The sequence below is a fragment of the Kushneria sp. Sum13 genome (assembly GCF_052692355.1).
On sequence record NZ_CP199847.1, the window covers coordinates 2123694 to 2142993 of the forward strand.

Consider the following 19300-nt stretch of genomic DNA (forward strand, 5'->3'; position numbering starts at 1 on the left):
CGCGTCTCAAGCCTTGTATGCCTTGTTATTGCGCCGGCGTCAGCACACCAAGACGCTTGCCCACGCCGGAGGCTCGCCATGTCTGCCGCAGGGCGGCACTTTCGATGGCACCGGCAAAGGCTGTCATGATCAAACAGTGTGATTTTGCTCGCGTAATACCGGTATACACCAGCTCCCGGGTCATGATGGGGTTGGGCCGGTCGGGCAATACCAGCAGGATTCGATCAAACTCGGACCCTTGAGACTTGTGAACGGTCATTGCAAAGGCCGTTTCTACACCGCCCAGTCTGCCGGGTAATACCGCACGAACCCCCTGCCCGGAAGGATGCGGAAAGAAGACGCGCAGTCGTCCCGAGGCACGTTCATGATTCGGGTCTTCTTCGGGCACAAACATCGCAATGCCAATGTCGCCATTATACAGCCCAAGCTGTGGATCGTTACGGGTGACCATCACCGGCCGTCCGGCGTACCAGCCGCGCGTACCGCCCACCAGCTTCTCTCGAAAAAGCGCCTCGACGATGGCGTCATTGAGTCCTTCAACGCCCCATGGCCCACGGCGCAGGGCACAAAGCACCTGAAAGCGTGAGAAAAGACCCAACACTTCTTCCGGCCCTGCGCCGTTGCCGATGGCCCTGAGGGCTTCTCGATAGCCACTGACCGCTCGCCGCAGCAGTGCGCCGCCATGTTCCCTGACCGGCTGGAAATCGATGTCCTTGAAGCCGGCCTGCCAGCACTGCCGGATCTCCTCCAGACTGCCGCGATTGACGGCGCGGGCCAGGGCACCGATGCCGGAATGTTCATGAAAGCGATAGCTCTTTTGGAGCACGACCACATGATCGGCCAATACAGAAGGAACCTTGCCCGACAGCGGTAATGGCTGCCCGGCCGCCCGCTCCATCAGCCTGCGTACCGTGTCACTGCACTGTCCTTGCTCAGCGCCTTCGCAAAGATCGCCCAGCACCGCCCCGGCTTCCACCGAGGCCAGCTGATCACGATCCCCCAGCAGGATCAGCCGCGCATGCGCAGGCAGCGCCGCCAACAGCGAGGCCATCAGCTCCAGATCCACCATGGACGCCTCATCGACGACCAGCACATCCAGTGCCAGCGGATGATCGCCATTGTGTCGAAAGTGGCGGCTATCTCGCTGAACGCCCAAAAGGCGATGAAGCGTGGTGGCCTCACGCGGCAGGGAGGCGCGAACGGCCTCGGAGACCGCCAGCGCCGCTACGGCACTTCCCAGTGACTGTGACAGCCGGGCAGCCGCCTTGCCGGTCGGTGCAGCCAGATGCACGATCAGCGCCCGCCCCTGCTCGTTCAGCGCACTTTCCTGCAGCAATGCCAGAAGCCGTGTCACAGTGGTGGTCTTGCCGGTCCCCGGCCCGCCGGAAATGACGGTCAGACGGTTACGCAGGGCCATGGCACAGGCCACTTTCTGCCAGTCGGGCCCGGAGGCCCCCTCCGGATGATCAAAAAGAGTGTCCAGACGCGCCATCATCTCGTCGCTGACGCCCTGGTGGCGCGCCATCAACCGTTGAAGACGCGCCACCACACTGCATTCATGCTGCCAGAAGCGGCGCAGATAAAGCCTTTGATCTTCCAGCACCAGCGGCCGGGAATGCTCATCCCCTTCTCCGCGACCCAACACGCCGGACGTACGAAGGCGCGAGCGCCAGAGGTCGACGTCGTGAACCCCCATGCGTAAGAGCAATGCGCCGGGCGTGACAATCTCTGCCGCCTCACCCGAGGCCTGAAGGTCATGAGGCGGCAGTGACAACACCGCATCAGGCTCACGCAGGGCATGCTCGAGATCCAGGCAGATATGCCCGCGACCCAGCTGATGACTGACCAGAGCCGCGCTTAACATCACCAGCGGATCGCCCTGCGGCTCACGGTCGCTCACAAAACGCGCCAGATGCGCATCCAGCGCGCGCAGCCAGCCGGTTTCAACCCAGCGTTCCAGCTGATGGGCGATAAAGTGCGCGTCGATCACCCTTTCCGAGGGAAGCGGCGGCGGTATCTGCCCGGCCTCCAATGAGGAAGGCTCGTCCAGCGGATCGACGCCTTCCGGCGTTGGCAAGGGGTCATCAAAAAGGGAGAACTGCCCACTATCGAGGCTTTTGTCGCGGCGCGTCATGATATCTCTCCTGCACCAGCGCCTTGCGCGTCAAAAGACGCTCTCTCCTGGGCGCGCTCGCCCTGTGCCAGCAGTTCATCAAGCTGCTCGATCAGCGCACGGGCCGGTTTGCGATATAACACGCCCCGGCCGCCTTCCGCCGTCATGCCGCGCAAAAAAAGATAGAGCACGCCGCCAAGATGTTGATCGTAATCATAGTCTGGCAGTCGACTTCGCAGGTGGCGATGCAGGGCCAGGGTATAGATAACGTACTGTACGTCATAACGATGCGAGACCACCGAGGCCACCATGGCGGCCTGATCATAGGCCTCAAGGGTGTCCCCCAGATGATTGGACTTCCAGTCGACCACGTAAAAGCACCCGTCATACTCGATCACCAGATCGATGTAGCCCTTGAGCATCCCGGCAAGCGTTCTGGGCGCCAGCTCTGCGCGCACGCCCGGCAGCGTCTCGTACTGGCAAATCAGGGCGTCCAGCCGCCGACTGCTGATGCCGCGGGCCGGCAGCCAGAACTCGAGCTCGGTGCGCCAGCCTGCAAGCCTCTCAAGAGACAGTCCCGGCAGGGCCGGATGCAGCGGCGCTGTCAGTACCGCGCAGCACCAGTCATGCAGCACGTCCACCCAGTGTGGGTCCAGGTTGGCGCGCTGCACGCGCTGACGAATCAGGCGATACAGCTCTTCGCGATAGCCTGACTCCGGCACTGCCAGCTCGCTCAGGCGGTCAGGGTCGATGTTTTCCAGCAGCGCATGCAAAAAGGTGCCCGCGCGCGGGCCGCGTGGAAAATCGAGCAGACGTCGTACCGGCGGCAGCGGAATGGGACTGGTTTCCGTCAGCACTTCCAGATCAAGCCCCGGCCCCTGAGCATCAAGCATTGTCTCACGCGCCTGAGTGGTCATGTCGCCGGGCTGGCGCGCGCCTTCAACCAGCGCCGTGTAGGACGCCACCCACCAGTCGCGATCGATGCGACCTTCAAACCGGCGTGCACGGCCCATCTTCGATGGATCATGTGGCGCCAGCATCGGCTGCTCGTTCATGGTGGGCGGCGCGCTCAGGGCGAGACTGCCCGGGGTAACCAGAGACTCAAGCACTTCTCTCAATGTCGCGGTATCCAGTGACGCAACCCCACCGTGCTGACACAGCAACGCACCGAGCGCCGCACCGGCCAGCGTCGTGGCCCCGCTCGGCGTATCCTTGCGCGGCGTCCCCTTGTAGATGGGCCCTACCCCCAGCCGACACAGATAACGGGCGCGGGTCAACGCCACATACAACAGGCGCAGATCCTCCTGAAGGCGTATTCGGTCGGCACGAGCCCGCTGCTCATCATTGACCTGCATGATCAACGACGCGCCGTGGACCTCATCGCTCAGCATCAGTGTCTTGCTCTTGCTGTCTACCTCGCGGTGGTCGGCAATAAAGGGCAGATAGACCAGCGGATACTCAAGCCCCTTGGACTTGTGAATGGTGATGACCCGCACCAGGGTATCGTCGCTTTCCAGGCGCAAAATCAGTGACTGCGGGTCCATACCGCTGTCATGGCGCCCGGCCAGCGACTGATGCCACCAGCGCAGCAGTGCCTGCTCGCCATCGAGTCGGGCACTGGCCGTCTGCGCCAGCTCGCCCAGATGCAACACATCGGTCAGCGCTCGCTCACCGTCGGACTGCGCCAGAAGCCTTGTCGGCACGTCAAAGTCACGCATGATCACGCGCAGCATCGGCAGCACGCCCTGACGCTGCCAGAGACGATGGTAGCCATCAAAGCGCTCCACCATGGCCTCCCAGGCCAGCTCATCGGCTTCCAGACGCGCCACTTCCGTGAGTGAATCACTCATCAGCCGGGTGGCCAGCGCCGCTCGCAGGGAGCGGTCATTACGTGGATGCGCACAGGCTTCGAGCAGCTGAAGCAGGTGAAACGCCTCGCGCGACTCGAACACCGAGGTCTTCTGACTCAGGTAGACCGAGCGGACGCCGCCTTCCAAAAGCTTCTGGCGCACCCGGAGGGCCTCGCTGCCAGTACGCACCAGAATGGCAATGTCGGCTGGCTTGAGTGCCCTGAATGCCCCGTCAGTACTGCGAAAACCAGTCTCTCCACGATGCGCCCCGGCCAGCAGTCGGGTGATATCGGCACAGGTGGCCGTCGCCATGGTCTCAAGATAATCATCGCGCCTTACCGACTCGTTACCGGCCATATGCCAGCAGGTCAGCGCCTCGACCGGCTCCCCGGCCTCGACGAATACCTCATCACGCCCCTGAGCCGTGACCGCTTCATAGGGAATCTCTTCCAGCTGAAAAGGGGCTTTGGTGGCGAACAGCTGATTGACGGCGCTGACCATCGCCTGAGTCGAGCGAAAGTTGCGATCCAGCGTATAGCGCTGATCCACACGACGCCGCGCCTGCAGATAGGTCTCGATATCGGCGCCTCGAAACCCATAAATGGCCTGGCGCGGATCGCCGATCATCAAAAGCGCGACAGGCACATCAGAGGTATCCGGCGCCGCCGTACCTGCTTCAAGCGCCTCATCACCTGCCGGGGCAAGGCCCGTCATCTGCTGCGGCAGCGCGTAGATGGTAGAAAAGATGCGGTACTGAACCGGGTCGGTATCCTGAAATTCATCGATCATCGCCACCGGCAGGTTGCGGCGAATGCGCTCAGCCAGCCTTGGACCGGCCGGCCCTGCCAGCGCATCATCCAGACTGTTAAGCAGATCGTCGAAATCCCACATGCCGCGCCGGCGCTTTTCCTGGCTCAGCGCCTGCGCCAGCGCATCGCGGGCATGCGCCAGCACCTGTGCACGCACGGTGCTCTGCTGATCGCGCTGCCCCTCCATCAGCGTCTCGAACTGCGACAGCGCCTCGAAAAAGGCATGTTCAGGCGGGGCATGATTTTTTTTGACTCCGTCTTCCAGACGCACATGCGAACACCAAAGCCGCCCCCTTGAGTCCCGAAGCGTTTCATCGGGCGTGTCGTGCTCGCCCGTCATCCATTGCGCCAGAGCGCCTAGACGGGCGTCCAGGTCTGCCGGTCGAAACATGTTGGCCTTGAGCGCCCCGCCCTCGATGGCCTCTCGCAGCAGCGCCGCAATGTTGTCTCTGTCGGTTTGCCACAGTTCACGCAGGCGAGCCAGCTGAGCATCGCTCTGCGCCAGGCTCCGATCCAGCCGGCCCAGCGCATCATCCAGCGTCGCTGGCGCATCAATCGGTATTTCCCCCAGCATGAGCGCCCGAGGGCGCCCGCCGTGCAGCAACAGACTGATCTCCTGTTGCAGCTTATCGGGGGTCTCCCACCACTGGGCCAGCAATCGCTGACGCGTCGTGGACTGTCGATAGAACTGACGGCGCCAGTAGTCCTCTACCAGCGACTTGAACAGGGCACTACTGTCGGGCACCAGCTCGCTGGCAAAGAGCGCGCCGCTGTCAAAGGCATGACGCTTGAGCATGCGCTGGCAAAAACCATGAATGGTAAAGATGGCGGCGTCATCCATCACCCGCGCGGCAGCATCAAGCCGCGACGCCGCCCGTTCACGGTGATCCACCTCGATATCATCGAGCAACCGGTCCAGCACGGCGTCACTGTCGGCACGCCCCAGCAATACCTCACGGGCCTGGCGCAATCGCGCACGAATACGATCACGCAGCTCCTCGGTGGCGGCCTCGGTGAAGGTCACTACCAGAATTTCCGGCGGCATCAAGGGACGCGGATAGGCAGCGTCTCCGCCATGGCCGAGCACCAGGCGCACATAGAGTGCGGCCAGGGTAAAGGTCTTGCCGGTGCCAGCGCCGGCTTCGATCAGGCGGCGCCCGTTCAGCGGCAGCGTCGGGATATCAAGAGAGGTCGTCATGAACGCATTACACCATCGCCGCGCCCTGTGTGCCATGGGTCACTTCCAGCACTCAAGGCATCCCGCCCTGCCTTTGCTGTCGCATGGTGTCGCGCATCGACTCTTGTCGGATACTCGACGAATCGACTTCTGAGGCTCATGCTGAAAGTGAAACAGGTCGGATAACAACAGGAGCGCGACGTGGTCAAACATATCGATGTTCGAGGCACCCATTTCGAAATCGGTGAAGCACATGGCCGACAGGCGGCTTCGGAAATCGCCATCAGCCTTGCCACCTATCGTCGAATGTTTCAGGACATGGCCGGACTGGACTGGGATACGGCGCGCTATGAAGCCGAACGCTTCAAGGCCGCCATCGAGCATGTCTGCCCCGAACTGCTGGAAGAAATGGCCGGGATCGCCCGGGGCGCCGACATCGATCCGCTCGACGTGCTGGTGCTCAATGCCCGCAGCGAAATCGCCCTCACCCACGCCGGCGGCCCCATTCAGCCTGACGGCTGCTCGGCGCTCTCCCAGCGTGATGCCAAGACCGGTGCCCAGTGGCTGGCCCAGAACTGGGACTGGAAGGCCTCGCAGCGCGACGCCCTGATCTGTATGACCCTGCGTGCACCAAACAAGCCGGCCATTACGATGGTCACCGAGGCCGGCATCATCGGCAAGATCGGCTTCAATGAGCACGGTGTGGGCGTGTGTCTCAATGCGCTGCGCTCGCAGATCTGCAGGCCGAAGCTGCCCGTGCACGTCATGCTGCGCCGGGTACTGGAAAGCGATGGTGTTGAACATGCGCTCGACATGATCGATGAGGTTGGCGTGGCTTCCCCGGCGCACTTTTTGATTGCCGATGCCAGTGGCCAGGCCGCCGGGGTTGAAGTCTCACCGATGGGCGACAGCGCCATGACGCCGCGCCACGGCAGGCTCTGTCATACCAATCATCTGATTGCCAAACATCTGCCGCCGGGACTGGAGGACTTTCCGCGCGAGGATTCCTTCACGCGGCTTGAACGCCTGCGCGCGCTGGTCGCAGAAAGCGAGCCATCGTTTGAATCGCTGCGGGCACACCTGAGCGATGAGCAGGGCGCGCCGGATGCCATTAACCGCCGTGAGAACCCGGATATCCCTGCAGGCGAGCGCATGGAGACGCTTTTCACCATTGTCATGAACCTGACGGAAAAACGTGCCGAGTTGAGTATGGGCAAGCCGGCCGATCACCCCGAGATTGTCACGCTGAGTCTGTGAGGTTTCACATTCCTCGTCTGCTGCGCCAGCCTGTGGCGTAGCAGACCGGCAGTGTCGAGGTGTCGCCTGCACACGGTCGTCGTGAGCCATTGAGACGCTAAAAGGCCGTAAAACGTTAATTTGACGCGTTGGAAGGCGACTTCAGACGTGGTTCAGGCTTCATGTTGAATCCTGCGGGCTCTGGTCGCATATACTGCTTGAAGGGAAACATCCCTACACCCATGGAGGGAGCATCATGAAACGCGCTATCGGAGCATTCATCGCCAACTGGCTGCGCAAGCCGGAAAACCGTCGCAAGGCCAAACAGACCGCCCAACACGTCTGGAGCCGCTTCCAGCAGGGTAGAAACACGACAACCAAAAGTGGTCGCACCCCGCCGCGCCAGCAGCGCTGAGGTCATGGCACTGCCATGCGGTCATTGACCCTCGCCCCGCCCCTTTTTAAACGCGTGATGGCCTGACCGCCATCACGCGTTGTCATGTCTACCGGCATTTCTGAATGCGTTTAAATATATACGTCGTTGTTTCGACGAAGTTACCGGCCAGAGGCCTGCATGAAAGCCACAATGGCCTGCGCCGTTTGATCCGCCTGATCGATCACAAAGCCATGACCGGCGTCAGGGATCAGCTGTATTTGCCCGGCAGGTGACAGATGCTCTGCCACTACCTGCCTCGTCGGTGCCGGAATCAGCATGTCGTGTTCGCCAAAAAGATGCAGCTGCGGCATGGTCAACCGGAGAAGCGTCTGACGCAGATCCATGGCGCCCAGCAGTGCCAGCTCCACGGCTGATTGCCTTGTGCCGGTACGAGGCAGCGTCTTTAACAGACGTTTGCCCAGATGCCAGACATCATGTCGCCCCTGATCCAGCAGAGCGGGCCAGGCTTCCGGCGGCGGCAGGCTCCCGACCGCCGGTTCTGAGGGCATCACCCGCGCGCCTGCCCCCATCGTAATCAATCCTGGTGTGCGCAGGCCGCGCCGTTCGGCCAGCGCCGCCGCCAGCATGCCCCCCATTGACCAGCCCCCCAGCCAGGCATCATCGGGCAGCCGCGCATCCAGTGCATCGAGCCACTCATCAAGATGGTGGCTTTTCAGTTGGGGATAGGGGGCACACTGCACGCGGATGGTGTCATCGCAGCGTTCAATAGCCTGTGCCAGCGGCCTCAGCGGTTGAGGGCCCAGCACCCAGCCGGGCAGCAGTACCAGTGTGGTTTTCCCTGTCGCGCTCATGACCGATTCTTTTCGAAAAATGAAGCCGTATTGTCGAGTGCGAAACGCCGGCTGTCACTGTAAAACCTGGGCGTCTGAAACCGGGGGCCACAAGCCACAAGCCACAAGCCATGGTAGGGGGCCCTACTGATCGCGCATGACGTCACTGTATTTTGGCGCCAGTCGACCCAGCAGCGCATTGCGCGCGCCGATGTCGATATCCTGCGCCATCATGGCGTTTTGTAGATCGTCGACCAGCGCATTGAAGCTGGCATCGGTCAACCCCATGTGCTGATGCGCGCGCGCCATGGAGGGCCCCTGGTAGGTGCAGGGTCCGTCGCTGATGTCACAGATATACTGCTCAAGCGAGCCCGCCAGGTAGTCGATGTTGGTATGGGCGAAATAGCCCACGATACGAGGGTCATCAGCCACGTTGATCAAAAAATTCGTGACGATGTCATGCACACCCGCCTCACCGCCCAGGCGCTGATAGAGCGATGGCGACGCCACCGGCTGGCCGGCGCAGCCTGACACACTGCCGATCAGTATCGCGATGACAGCAATCCTGCAAAATGTACGCATGTTGCCCCCGAAACGGATTACAGCGACAGCTGAAGTGATAGGTAAACGCCACGCTGCTGCTCAAGACCTGCAATGCTGCCCAGATCCAGCAGAGCCCCGGTCAGCGACACATGTCTGTTGATCAGCCACGCGACGTAAAGATCGCGCCAGTCATCCTCGCCGGCAAAGCCAAGGTTATCCGGTTTCTGGCGATACTCGACGCCCACGACCCAGTCCGGATTCAGAAACAGCCCGACCGAGGTCTCGATCATCAGCTCGCGATGATCGCCTTCGTCACCACCAAACCCCAGCAGACCGCCCTGGTTGGCGCGGGTTGAACGCAGCGTCGTATTGACCAGCAGATTGCGCCCTGCCAGCGCATCGAAAAAAAGCTTGCTGCCGGCCAGATAGATATCGTTGCCCTGGGTGTCGCGTGCTCCCACGGCGCGGGCCAGTGCCTGACCCTCAACCAGCTGCTTGTGCTGGATACCCAGACTCCAGACCCCCCAGGGGCGATAGAGCACATCGCCAAACAGGCGCAGCTTGGCCCCGTAGATGTCCTGGGCCTGATGCCCGCCAAGGGTATCCAGCGCCAGGCGCTGATGGGCATAGGAAAGCTCGACGCGATCATAAAGGTTGGCCGCCACGCCGCTGACCACCAGATGGTAGTCGTCCACATCGGCGCGTGTAGCGCCCAGCGTCACGCCGATCTCATTGTCACTGGCCGTACCTGCCAGCACGCCCCAGGGAGAAAGACCGCCCCCGCTGGCGCCCTCGATCTGCATGACACCACCCGTGCCCGGCAAACGACTACCCGCCAGCGCCGGATTGCCCATCAGCAACCCGCAGACCCCGATCAGCAGCATGATGCCTGGTTTGGCCCTCATCCGTGCGCCCTCCGGGTCGTGGTATCCCCTTTACGATACTGTGTCATCCAGTCGATCACCTGATCGAACGGCAGCGGCCGTGAAATCAGATAGCCTTGGAGCACATCACACCCCATGGCCAACAGCAGTGCCTGCGAGGCATCGGTTTCGACGCCTTCTGCCACCACGCTCAGCCCAAGGCTATGGGCCAGTTCGATGGTGGAGCGCACGATGATGCGATCTTCCGAATCGTGATCGAGCTTCAGAATGAAGGACTTGTCGATCTTGAGCTCCTGCACCGGGAGGCGCTTGAGCTGGGAAAGCGAGGAATAGCCGGTGCCGTAGTCATCCACCGCAATATGCAGACCGGCATTGCGCAGTGCGATCAGATTGGCCTGAGCCAGAGCGGGATCCTGAATCAGCGCGCTCTCCGTCACTTCAAGTCGCAGTCGTTCAGGACCGAGCTGATAGTCCTGCAACAGCAGATGAATACGCTCGGGCAGGGTGATATCCATCACATCATGTGCCGACAGATTGACCGCCACCGCCACGACTTCCCCCTGCTGCGCCCACAGATCAATCTGGCGACAGACCGTACGCAGCATCCACTGTGTCAGCTGCGTGATCCGCCCCGACTGCTCGGCCAGTGCAATGAATTCATCCGGCGGCACAAACCCGAAGCCCGGATGGCGCCAGCGCATCAGAGCTTCAAATCCCATGACCTCACCGCTGGCGGCCAGGATCTTGGGCTGATAGACCATGGTGAGCTGATCCTGCTCCACGGCAGTTCCCAGATTGCGGGCCAACGCCAGCCGGCGCTGATGCTGCTCGTCCTGCCCCGTTTCATAGCGCATATGGCGGGTATGCCCATGGCGGGCACGGTCCATGGCGATTTCAGCGCAGCGCAGTAAAAGATCGGCACTCACACCATGCTCGGGGTAGCTGACCTCCCCGACGATCAGCGTCAGGGCAATCGGCGAGTGTTCATGCTCAACGGGATGGGACAGCTGCGCATGAAGGGTAACAATGTCCTGTGGTGCAAGGCCCTCTCCCGGCAGTATCAGCAAAAACTCGTCGCCACCCAGCCGATAGGTTCGCTGATCCGGTAGCGCAAGCTCCTCAAGGCGCTTTGCCAGCATGCGCAGCACCCCATCGCCCACGGTATAGCCAAAGGTGTCGTTGATCTGGCGAAAGCCCACGATGGAAAGACGCAGCAGTGTAAAGGGCGTGCCGCGCTCAAGGGTATCGGCGATATCCTGTTGGGCACTGTCGCGATTGGCAAGCCCGGTCAAACGGTCATGACGGGACTGATACATCAGGCGCTGTTCACGCTGGTCAATATCGTCCTGCATGCCCATGAGGGTATCCGCCAGCAGACCGATCTCGCGATGGCGGCCATGATCCAGCGCCGACAACCGCTCGCCACGGCCGATGCGACGGGCCGAGGCCACCAGTCGCAACAGGGGGCGGGTCATGCTGCGGGCGATCAGCGCCGCCACTATGGCAGTCAGCACCAGCATGGCGGCAAAAATCCACAACAGCTGCCAGCTCAGGGCATCGTACACGGCCAGCAGATCGCTTCGACCATGCTGAATGATGACCCAGGTGCGGCCGGAATCATCACCCTGTAATTGCATGGCCCGTGCCAGCGTATCCGTCATCTGCTCCATGTCGCTGTGATCGATAAAACGCCCCTGCATCAGCGCATCTCGAAAAGCGTTCAGAACCGATACGGGTGCAGGCTGGAGAGCACCGACCACAAAGGTCGGCTGCGTGTCGTTACGCCCGGGTTCATCCACCAGAAAACTGACCGATAGACGTGTCAGTGCGCCAAGCTCTCGTGCAAGCTGGTCATCCAGCATAAAGCCCATGCCGACCCAGCCGATCAGCCCCGGCGCACGCACCGGCATCAAAACCATTTGATAGGGCACGCCATCCTGCAGGACAACGCCTACGGCACTGTCATGACTACCGGCCTTTTGCCACAGGGCCTGGAAAGGCATTTCGGTGCCCACGTTCTGGTGGCTGCCGGCCAGAATACGGCCCTCGGGATCAGTCAGCAGCACCATGTCCGCACCGGCACGCTCGCCGTGATTGAGCAGCACACTGCTCAGGGTATTGGTGTCCTGAGTCGCCACGGCGGCCCTGAAACCGTAGTCGGAGGCCAGTACTGCCACGTTATCGCGCAGATGATGGCCTCGCTCGGCCAGCAGCCGTCGGCTGACATCGAGGGCCACATCGATCTCCCGACTGCCCTTGTGCAAAACGTCGCGCCGAATGGTGTCAAGCGTGGCCATGGCCGTGCCCAGCTGTGCCACGACCAGCACGGCCAGCATGACCAGCAAAAGACGGCGCCGAAAGGACATTACGGATGCTCCTGATGCTGGAGGCCGCGCTGAAAGCGCTGCTGCAAAAGAGAGGGCTCGGAGGATGGCGCCGGCGTGGCGGCCAGTGTCAGCGCCACGCGATTTTCAATTCGGGTATCAACCTCGCCTTCCCACCACTGCTGATGGGTGTCTTCAAGGCGCGGATGCCATACCCGCATCGGATAACGCCCCGGCGGTAGCTGATCCAGGCTGATTCGACCGCTCTTGTCAGTCATGGCAAAAAACGGCGCTTCGCTGATCACGATAAAGGCCTCCATCGAGTCATGGATGTTGCACCCCAGCACCTCAACCCCGGGCGTCTCGAACGCTACCGGCGCCGGCGTCTCCTTGAGATAAAGGTCCAGGCTGAACACCTTTGGCGGCGAGAAGGAAAAGACCTGATGACGGGTCGTGTCCTGATTGGGAAAGCTGACGCTGGCGCCAACGGGAATTACGGTCACCAGCGGCTCAAAATGCGCGTTGCGCTGAACGATCTCGTAGTGGTCCTGAGGCGTATTCAATGCCCCTTGGCCGGGAAGCATGATTTCCACTACGGCCTGATCAAGAGGCGTGTCGTGGCCTGCCTGCGTCATCTGTAACGACCCGCCGGCCATTGCTGTCATTGAAGACAGTAAAAGCAGTGTCATCACATACCACTTCAGGGAGTGCGCCATCCCGATTTCCCCGCCTGCTAAAGGCCCTGAATCCACACGACGTCATCGCATCGCCCGGATATGGCCTCACGCCATGAGTGACCCATTGAATACCCATCATCATCGGCGCAGCGACGGGAAACTTTACGACCCGATGCCCTGCCGAACAGAAGACGCCGGATTCCCTAAGCGAGGTTTAATTAGCATAGGTTAATAGGCTTGATAGGATTTGTAACCTTGAGTAAATATCGCAGCGGTCGATATAAGCCCCCGAGAACAACCGTGATTATTTCAATCTACTCCGTCATGTCAGGGTCTGCGCCGGGTGCGCGACCGACTCGCACGGAAGCGATCGGATCAACCCTTCGAGGAAGGCATCAAATGATGAACCCCAAAAAAAGCGTCCGACTCCGGCTCTCGGGCAGTCTGGCGGTCTGTATCGCGCTGCTGCTGGTGGTGGGCGCACTTGGTATCTATAGCGCGCACAAATCCCAGCAGGCTCTGGAAGCCACCTATAAATACAACGTGACGGCCATCGAAAGACTGGGCGCCGTACGTACGGCGCTTTTGAGCAATCGTGTCAAGATGGTGGCCGAACAGCGTGACCGCACTGCTGCTAGTGCCCTGACCACAAAGGCTGAGCTGGCCCAGAATGATGCTGGCATCAACGCTGCCATGACCACCTACCTGGGCGCCATTACGAACGCCGAGGAGCGTCAGCAGGCGCTGCAGTTACAGCAGTCCATTGCAACGCTGCAGTCCAACCTGCAAAACATGATGGACATCATGGCCACCGGCGATTTTGACGCCGCTGAAGCCTTTAATGACGCCGCCATCCGTCAGGACTACAAGGTGGTGAGCGCGGGAATCGACGAGCTGCTCGCACAAGAAGTCTCCAATGCCGGCCTTTATTACCAGCAAAGCAATACGGCCTATCACACCCTTAAAAATATTGTGCTCGGTGTCATCGCTCTGGCCATCGTTCTGGCACTGGCCCTGTCGGTCTGGCTGGTACGCGGCATCATGACGCCGCTGGGCAAGGCAAGACACTTCGCCAATGAGCTGGCCGAGGGCAACCTTGCCGTCGAGACCAATGTGACCTGTCAGGATGAGTTTGGCGACATGCTGCGCGCGCTGACCGCCATGCAGCACAAGATGTCAGAGGTCATTCGCTCGGTTGGTCATAATGCCGTGGCCGTCAATGACGCCGCGCAGAACATTACCCGCGGCAATGAGGACCTTAACCGCCGTACCCAGGAGCAGGCGGCAAGCCTTGAAGAGACCGCCGCCTCAATGGAAGAGATCACGACCACGGTGCGCCACAACGCCGACAATGCTGCTCAGGCCGACCGTCTGGTGCGTGAAGTCAGCCAGCAGGCTCAGACCGGTGGCGATGTGGTACAAAACGCCGTGTCTGCCATGGGCGATATCAGCGCTTCGAGCCACAAGATCGCCACCATCGTTACCCTGATCGATGAGATCGCCTTTCAGACCAATCTACTGGCGCTCAATGCCTCGGTAGAGGCAGCTCGCGCCGGCGAACAGGGCCGCGGGTTTGCGGTAGTCGCCAATGAAGTGCGCAACCTTGCCGGGCGCAGTGCCAACGCGGCGCGCGAAATCAAGCAACTGGTAGAGGAAAGTGTCAAACGTGTGGATACCGGAGCCGAGCTGGTCAATCGTTCGGGTCAGACGCTGACCGAAATCGTCTCAAGCGTGAAGCGCGTGACCGATCTGGTCAGCGAAATCGCAGTGGCCGGGCGCGAGCAGGCCACGGGCATCGACCAGGTGAATGCGGCTGTCTCACAGATGGACGCCGTCACTCAGCAAAACGCCGCACTGGTAGAAGAATCCAGCATGGCCAGCCGCGCCCTGCGCAACCGCGCTGCCGAACTTCAGCAGGAGATCTCGTTTTTCAGGGTCGATGCCATGGCGCCGGTGGGGACATCCAGAGGGAGCTCCAGCAGACCGGTCAGTGCACCCGAGGCACAGCCCGCCCGAACGTCGACAGCGCCTGCAGCCCCGGCACGCACCGAGCTCAGACGCCCGAGCGTACAGCGTCACACTGCCGAAGAGTGGGCCGAATTCTGATCTTCACTCTGCTCACCAAAACCCCGCCTTTCGGCGGGGTTTTTCTTTTCATATGTTCGGCCATGCCCCCTGATGCACAGAGCCTCAAGGGTCAGTGCATTTCCATCTCAACGGCCTTTTCAAGCAGTGTTCTGGCACGCCCTTCCAGCGGAATCTCACCCGCCAGCCGGTGACCGTCGGCGGACATCTTGCGCAGGGTCTTGCGCAAGATGCCGAGCACCTTGTCGTCTTCATGCTCGGCGGCAAAGGGGGCGTAATAGTCCTGCAGGAAGACCAGACAGGCCGCATCCTCAAGTGCACGCGTTTCCTCGTCGTTTTTCAGATCTTCCTTTCTCACCATCGCCGCTACCCGCGTGCAGTCTGTCTCGTCGTAGCCTGCCTGGCGCAGCACTTCCGCGGCCATGTCGGCCTGCCGGGTCTTGAGGCCGGTACGCCAGGCATGATAGCCGGGGCGATCCATCGGATAGCTGTCACGCGGCACTTCCCAGCGTTTCAGGTGCTGAGCCCGCACCGCCAGCTGCAGCGTCTCGCCGGCATCGGGTCGGAGCCGTTCCAGCCAGTCACTCATGCGCTGGGCGTACAAAAGCTCGTAGGGCACCTCTTCGCCATCGACCGTCTCCGTGCGGGGGTCCTGAGCGTGTAGCGCATCCAGCTGCGCCATTGCTGCATCAAACCGATCACTGTCTGCCATGTGGAGCTCTCCTCTTTATTATGGGTTCCGAAACTGTTTGCGCTCATGAGGCCGACCCGGGGCCCTTGCCGATGATCTCGCCGGATACCTGTGCAGTCAGCGGGTCTTCCTGCTCGGCCAGTCGCCCCTTTTGCCAGTCACCGCGCATAAAGACAATCAGCGAGATCAGCGCCGTGATCATGTTGGTGATCGGGAAGGCCCACCAGAGACCATCCACGCCCAGTACGGTATCGCGGGACAGGATAAAGGCCAGCGGAAACTGCAGCACCCACTGCGACACCAGTGCCAGCAGCATCGCCACTACCGTCTGTCCGGCTGCCCGGAAAACCCCGGTCAGCGCCATCTGGGCACCGATAAACCCGAAGGTCAGCGCCGTGATATGAAGAAAGTGGCTGCCTGCCTCGATGATCGCGTCATCCCCCGGCACGAAAAAGGCCACCAGCTCGCGGGCGAACACAAAAACCAGCACTCCGATGGCGCTCAGGGCCACCAGCGCGATCAGGGCAGACAGACGCGCAATCCGGGCGGCGCGCTCGATCTGGCCGGCCCCGATGTTCTGCCCCACCAGGGCCGCCGTGGACATGGAAAGCCCCAGCGCCGGGATGATGACAAAGGCCATGATATTGGTACCCACGCCGTAGGCGGCAATGGTGACCGTGCCAAAACCCGTGACCAGAAAGACCATCACGTTCATGCCCAGCGCCCGGGCCGACAGCTCGACCGACGCCGGCAACCCCAGCGACAGCGCGCGACGAATGAAGACAGGGTCAGGGCGCATGTCATGGCGCTTGAGCGCGATGCCGTGGCGCCCGCGCACCAGCAGCCACAGCCCGGTGCCCAGCGCCATCGCCTGGGTCACCAGCGTGGCCAGCGCCGCACCGCCCACCCCGAGGTTGAAGCCAAAGATAAACAGCGGGTCCAGCACCACGTTCAAAAGCACTGTCCCGGTCACGATATACAGCGGTAGACGCACCTCACCGACACCGCGCATCAGCGCCTGGAACATGGAAAAGCCAAAGGTAAAGACCGTGGCCGCCATCGAGATGCGCAGAAAGACCAGTGCCGCGTCATACACGGCCTCCTCGACCCCCAGCAGGCCCAGAAGCCCCGGCGCCAATAAAATGCCGATGACCGAAAGAAACAGCGACGTGATCACCACCAGCAAAATGGTCTGTCCCGCCACCTGATTGACCCGGTGATGATTGCCTGCACCCATATGCTGTGCCACCAGCGTGGAGCCGGCCATGCTGAACCCGGAACCCAGCGCAATCAGTAAAAACGTCACCGGGAAACTGACCGAGACGGCGGCCACCGCGTGTCCGCCCAATCGCCCGACCCAGAAGGCATCGATGAGCTGATAGCCGGACTGCAGGATGTTGGCCAGCACAATGGGGACAGACAGTTTTAAAAGGGAGCCCAGAACCGGGCCTTCCAGCAATGACGCCTGATAGCGTGAGGCACTGCTTGTATTGATCGGTCGTGCCAAGAGAAACGCCTTTTGTGTGGAGACATGCGCCAACGATAGCGGGACACGCCCACGCCTGCAGCCCTCACAAGCAAAAAGCATATAAAAAACGCCTGACCGGGAAACGGTCAGGCGCTGATGAGCGGCTCAGGGCGCTAATCGGTGGTTCAGGGCCTTGATCAATAGCCCCAGAGCTCCTCGGCAAGATTAACGATCAAATCCAGCTTCTCCCACTGCTGCTCCTCGGTGAGATTGTTGCCTTCATGGGTCGAGGCAAAACCGCACTGTGGACTCAGACAGATCTGATCCATCGGCACGTATTCGCAGGCCTCGTTCAAGCGCGCCTGAATCTGCTCACCGGATTCGAGCTCCCCGGTCTTGGTCGTGATCAGCCCCAGCACGACCTGCTGAACTCCGCGCGGCAAAAAGCGCAGCGGTCGGAAATCACCGGCACGGTCCGTGTCGTATTCGAGGAAAAAGGCATCAACGTTGACGCTGCCCAGCAGCGTTTTGGCGACCGGCTCATAGCCCCCTTCGCTGATCCATGTCGAACGGAAGTTGCCGCGGCAAACGTGCAGGCTGATGTGCATGTCGGCCGGACGGCCCTCCAGCGCTCGATTGAGGATGTCGGCATAAACGTACTGAAGGTTCTCGGGCGATTCGATGCCGCGCTCACGGGCCGCTTCAATTTCACTGTCGGAGCAGAGATAGGCCCAGACCGTGTCATCGAGCTGCAGATAGCGACAGCCCGCCTCATAAAACGCGGCAATGGCCTCACGCCAGGTGTCGGCCAGATCATTGAAGTAGCTGCCCCACTCCGCATAGACACTGCGATCGACCTGACCGGCACCGCGAAAATGCAGCACGCTGGGGCTTGGAATCGTCATCTTGGCGACAGAACCGGTGGTCTGCGCATTGAGATAACGAAAATGCTCAAGCATCGGATGATTCGGGTTGAACCTGACACGATCCACCACGCGCACGCCGTGTGACGGCGTCTGGCGGCCCTGAAACTGGATGCCCTGCTCGGACTCGAAGCCTTCAACACCGGTCAGGTGTTCAAGAAAATCAAAATGCCACCAGGCGCGTCGCAGCTCGCCATCGGTGACGGCCTTGAGCCCCAGGGACTCCTGCTTTCTGACCAGCCGTGTAATTTCCTCATCTTCAATGGCCTTGAGCGCCGCCTGGTCGATGGCGCCCTGAGCCAGCTGTTCCCGGGCGGTCTTGATGTTATCGCTGCGCAGCAGACTGCCCACCGTGTCGGCGCGGTAGGGAGGCATGGGTAAAGACATGATCATTCCTTAATCAACGAGTGCTGCATAACAGCGTTTTCGGCACGCAATATGCCGTGGCGCCGGTGTGAATACCACCGAGGGTTATTCACCCGCAAGATGAACGATATTCAACCATAGTCGGGCAGCCACCCATTGAGGGGATTTTTTAAGGATCTCAACGCATCATTCAAACGCCATGGGCCATATCAGCGACACCGCCACACCCCACATCAAAAGCGCCATCGCCCCATCAAGCATCTGCCAGACACGCGGCCGGGCCAGAACCCTTCGAAGCCGCTTCGCGCCATGGCCGAGGGCAAAAAAGAAGGCAAAGGACGCCACAATGGCCCCCGCCAGAAAGGCATTTTTTGAGGTCTGCCGGGCCGACACCGCCCCTACCAGCACTACCGTATCCAGATAGACATGGGGATTAAGCCAGGTCAGCGCCAGACATACCGCGAGCGTTTTCCCCAATGAGGTCTGCGCCTGCCCGGCCGGGTCCAGCGCATGACCACCACAACATGACGCGATCAGACTTCGCCCACCATACAGCAGTAAAAAAAGCGCCCCCATGAGGCGCATCACGGGATCAAGGGCCGGGAAGCGCGCCATCAGCGTGGCGGCGCCATACACCCCAAGCGTCAGCAATAGCGCATCGCAGAGTGCACAGGTGAGACAGACCCACCACACATGCTCGCCGCGAATGCCCTGACGCAGCACAAACGCATTCTGGGCACCGATCGCCATGATCAATGAAAGCCCCAGTCCCAGCCCTGTCCAGAAAGCCTGCATGCCGCGTGCCCTCTCTGCTGATTCAGCCCTTGAGGGTACGCCGTTGGCAAACCCCTGCCATGAAAGCTCCTGATGCCCCATTCGCAACTTTCATGAGGCCTGCTTTGACAGGGGTAAATACCAGCGACTTTG

General features: G+C 61.1%; 15 protein-coding genes. 4 read left to right on the forward strand and 11 right to left on the reverse strand.

The window, feature by feature from the left end; all coding sequences use genetic code 11:
- Positions 1-25 precede the first annotated feature (25 nt).
- Both recD and recB read right to left on the reverse strand, forming a co-directional pair.
- Positions 26-2134 (reverse strand): exodeoxyribonuclease V subunit alpha, encoded by a 2109-nt coding sequence (gene recD / locus ACUN8C_RS10010; RefSeq protein ID WP_445619080.1) that lies wholly within the window; start codon positions 2132-2134, stop codon positions 26-28.
- Entirely contained in the window at positions 2131-5970 is a 3840-nt protein-coding gene (gene recB, locus ACUN8C_RS10015) for an exodeoxyribonuclease V subunit beta (RefSeq protein ID WP_445619081.1), read from the reverse strand. The genes recD and recB overlap by 4 nt, the downstream gene beginning before the upstream one ends.
- On the opposite strand from recB, the gene ACUN8C_RS10020 reads away from it, so the two are divergent.
- The 3 genes from ACUN8C_RS10020 (at position 5969) to ACUN8C_RS10030 (ending at position 7600) form a co-directional block, all read left to right on the forward strand.
- Positions 5969-6103 carry a hypothetical protein gene (locus tag ACUN8C_RS10020; protein WP_445619082.1) on the forward strand — a complete coding sequence of 45 codons (135 nt, stop codon included), beginning with the start codon at positions 5969-5971 and terminating at the stop codon, positions 6101-6103. The genes recB and ACUN8C_RS10020 overlap by 2 nt on opposite strands.
- A 47-nt stretch (positions 6104-6150) precedes the next feature.
- Positions 6151-7206 (forward strand): C45 family autoproteolytic acyltransferase/hydolase, encoded by a 1056-nt coding sequence (locus ACUN8C_RS10025; protein ID WP_445619083.1) that lies wholly within the window; start codon positions 6151-6153, stop codon positions 7204-7206.
- Between the two features lie 235 nt (positions 7207-7441).
- On the forward strand, positions 7442-7600 hold the full coding sequence (locus ACUN8C_RS10030) for a hypothetical protein (RefSeq protein ID WP_165814197.1): 159 nt from the start codon (positions 7442-7444) through the stop codon (positions 7598-7600).
- Between the two features lie 140 nt (positions 7601-7740).
- Here ACUN8C_RS10030 and ACUN8C_RS10035 read toward each other — a convergent pair whose 3' ends face one another.
- From ACUN8C_RS10035 to ACUN8C_RS10055, 5 genes are all read right to left on the reverse strand, one after another.
- Positions 7741-8433, reverse strand: coding sequence for an alpha/beta fold hydrolase (locus ACUN8C_RS10035; protein WP_445619084.1), 693 nt, complete (start codon positions 8431-8433; stop codon positions 7741-7743).
- A gap of 123 nt (positions 8434-8556) precedes the next feature.
- A complete protein-coding gene (locus ACUN8C_RS10040) occupies positions 8557-8994 on the reverse strand; it encodes a group I truncated hemoglobin (RefSeq protein WP_445619085.1) in 438 nt (145 codons plus the stop codon).
- A gap of 17 nt (positions 8995-9011) precedes the next feature.
- Complete coding sequence (locus tag ACUN8C_RS10045; protein ID WP_445619086.1) at positions 9012-9860, reverse strand: DUF3034 family protein; 849 nt, start codon at positions 9858-9860, stop codon at positions 9012-9014.
- Complete coding sequence (locus ACUN8C_RS10050) at positions 9857-12205, reverse strand: EAL domain-containing protein (protein WP_445619087.1); 2349 nt, start codon at positions 12203-12205, stop codon at positions 9857-9859. Before ACUN8C_RS10050 ends, ACUN8C_RS10045 begins: the two co-directional genes overlap by 4 nt.
- Entirely contained in the window at positions 12205-12879 is a 675-nt protein-coding gene (locus tag ACUN8C_RS10055) for a Cupredoxin (protein ID WP_445619088.1), read from the reverse strand. The genes ACUN8C_RS10050 and ACUN8C_RS10055 overlap by 1 nt, the downstream gene beginning before the upstream one ends.
- A 360-nt stretch (positions 12880-13239) precedes the next feature.
- On the opposite strand from ACUN8C_RS10055, the gene ACUN8C_RS10060 reads away from it, so the two are divergent.
- Positions 13240-14946: a methyl-accepting chemotaxis protein gene (locus ACUN8C_RS10060; protein ID WP_445619089.1), complete on the forward strand. Its 1707-nt coding sequence runs from the start codon at positions 13240-13242 to the stop codon at positions 14944-14946.
- A gap of 91 nt (positions 14947-15037) precedes the next feature.
- On the opposite strand, the gene ACUN8C_RS10065 is transcribed toward ACUN8C_RS10060, so the two are convergent.
- The 4 genes from ACUN8C_RS10065 to ACUN8C_RS10080 all read right to left on the reverse strand — a co-directional run bounded on the left by ACUN8C_RS10065 (position 15038) and on the right by ACUN8C_RS10080 (position 19168).
- On the reverse strand, positions 15038-15637 hold the full coding sequence (locus ACUN8C_RS10065) for a DUF4202 domain-containing protein (protein ID WP_445619090.1): 600 nt from the start codon (positions 15635-15637) through the stop codon (positions 15038-15040).
- Positions 15638-15680: 43 nt separating this feature from the next.
- Complete coding sequence (locus tag ACUN8C_RS10070; protein WP_445619091.1) at positions 15681-17123, reverse strand: MATE family efflux transporter; 1443 nt, start codon at positions 17121-17123, stop codon at positions 15681-15683.
- 158 nt (positions 17124-17281) lie between these two features.
- Positions 17282-18394 (reverse strand): 5-methyltetrahydropteroyltriglutamate--homocysteine S-methyltransferase, encoded by a 1113-nt coding sequence (locus tag ACUN8C_RS10075; RefSeq protein ID WP_445619092.1) that lies wholly within the window; start codon positions 18392-18394, stop codon positions 17282-17284.
- Positions 18395-18559: 165 nt separating this feature from the next.
- The gene (locus tag ACUN8C_RS10080) at positions 18560-19168 is read right to left on the reverse strand and encodes a LysE/ArgO family amino acid transporter (protein WP_445619093.1); all 609 of its coding nucleotides are present in this window, start codon (positions 19166-19168) and stop codon (positions 18560-18562) included.
- Positions 19169-19300 lie beyond the last annotated feature (132 nt).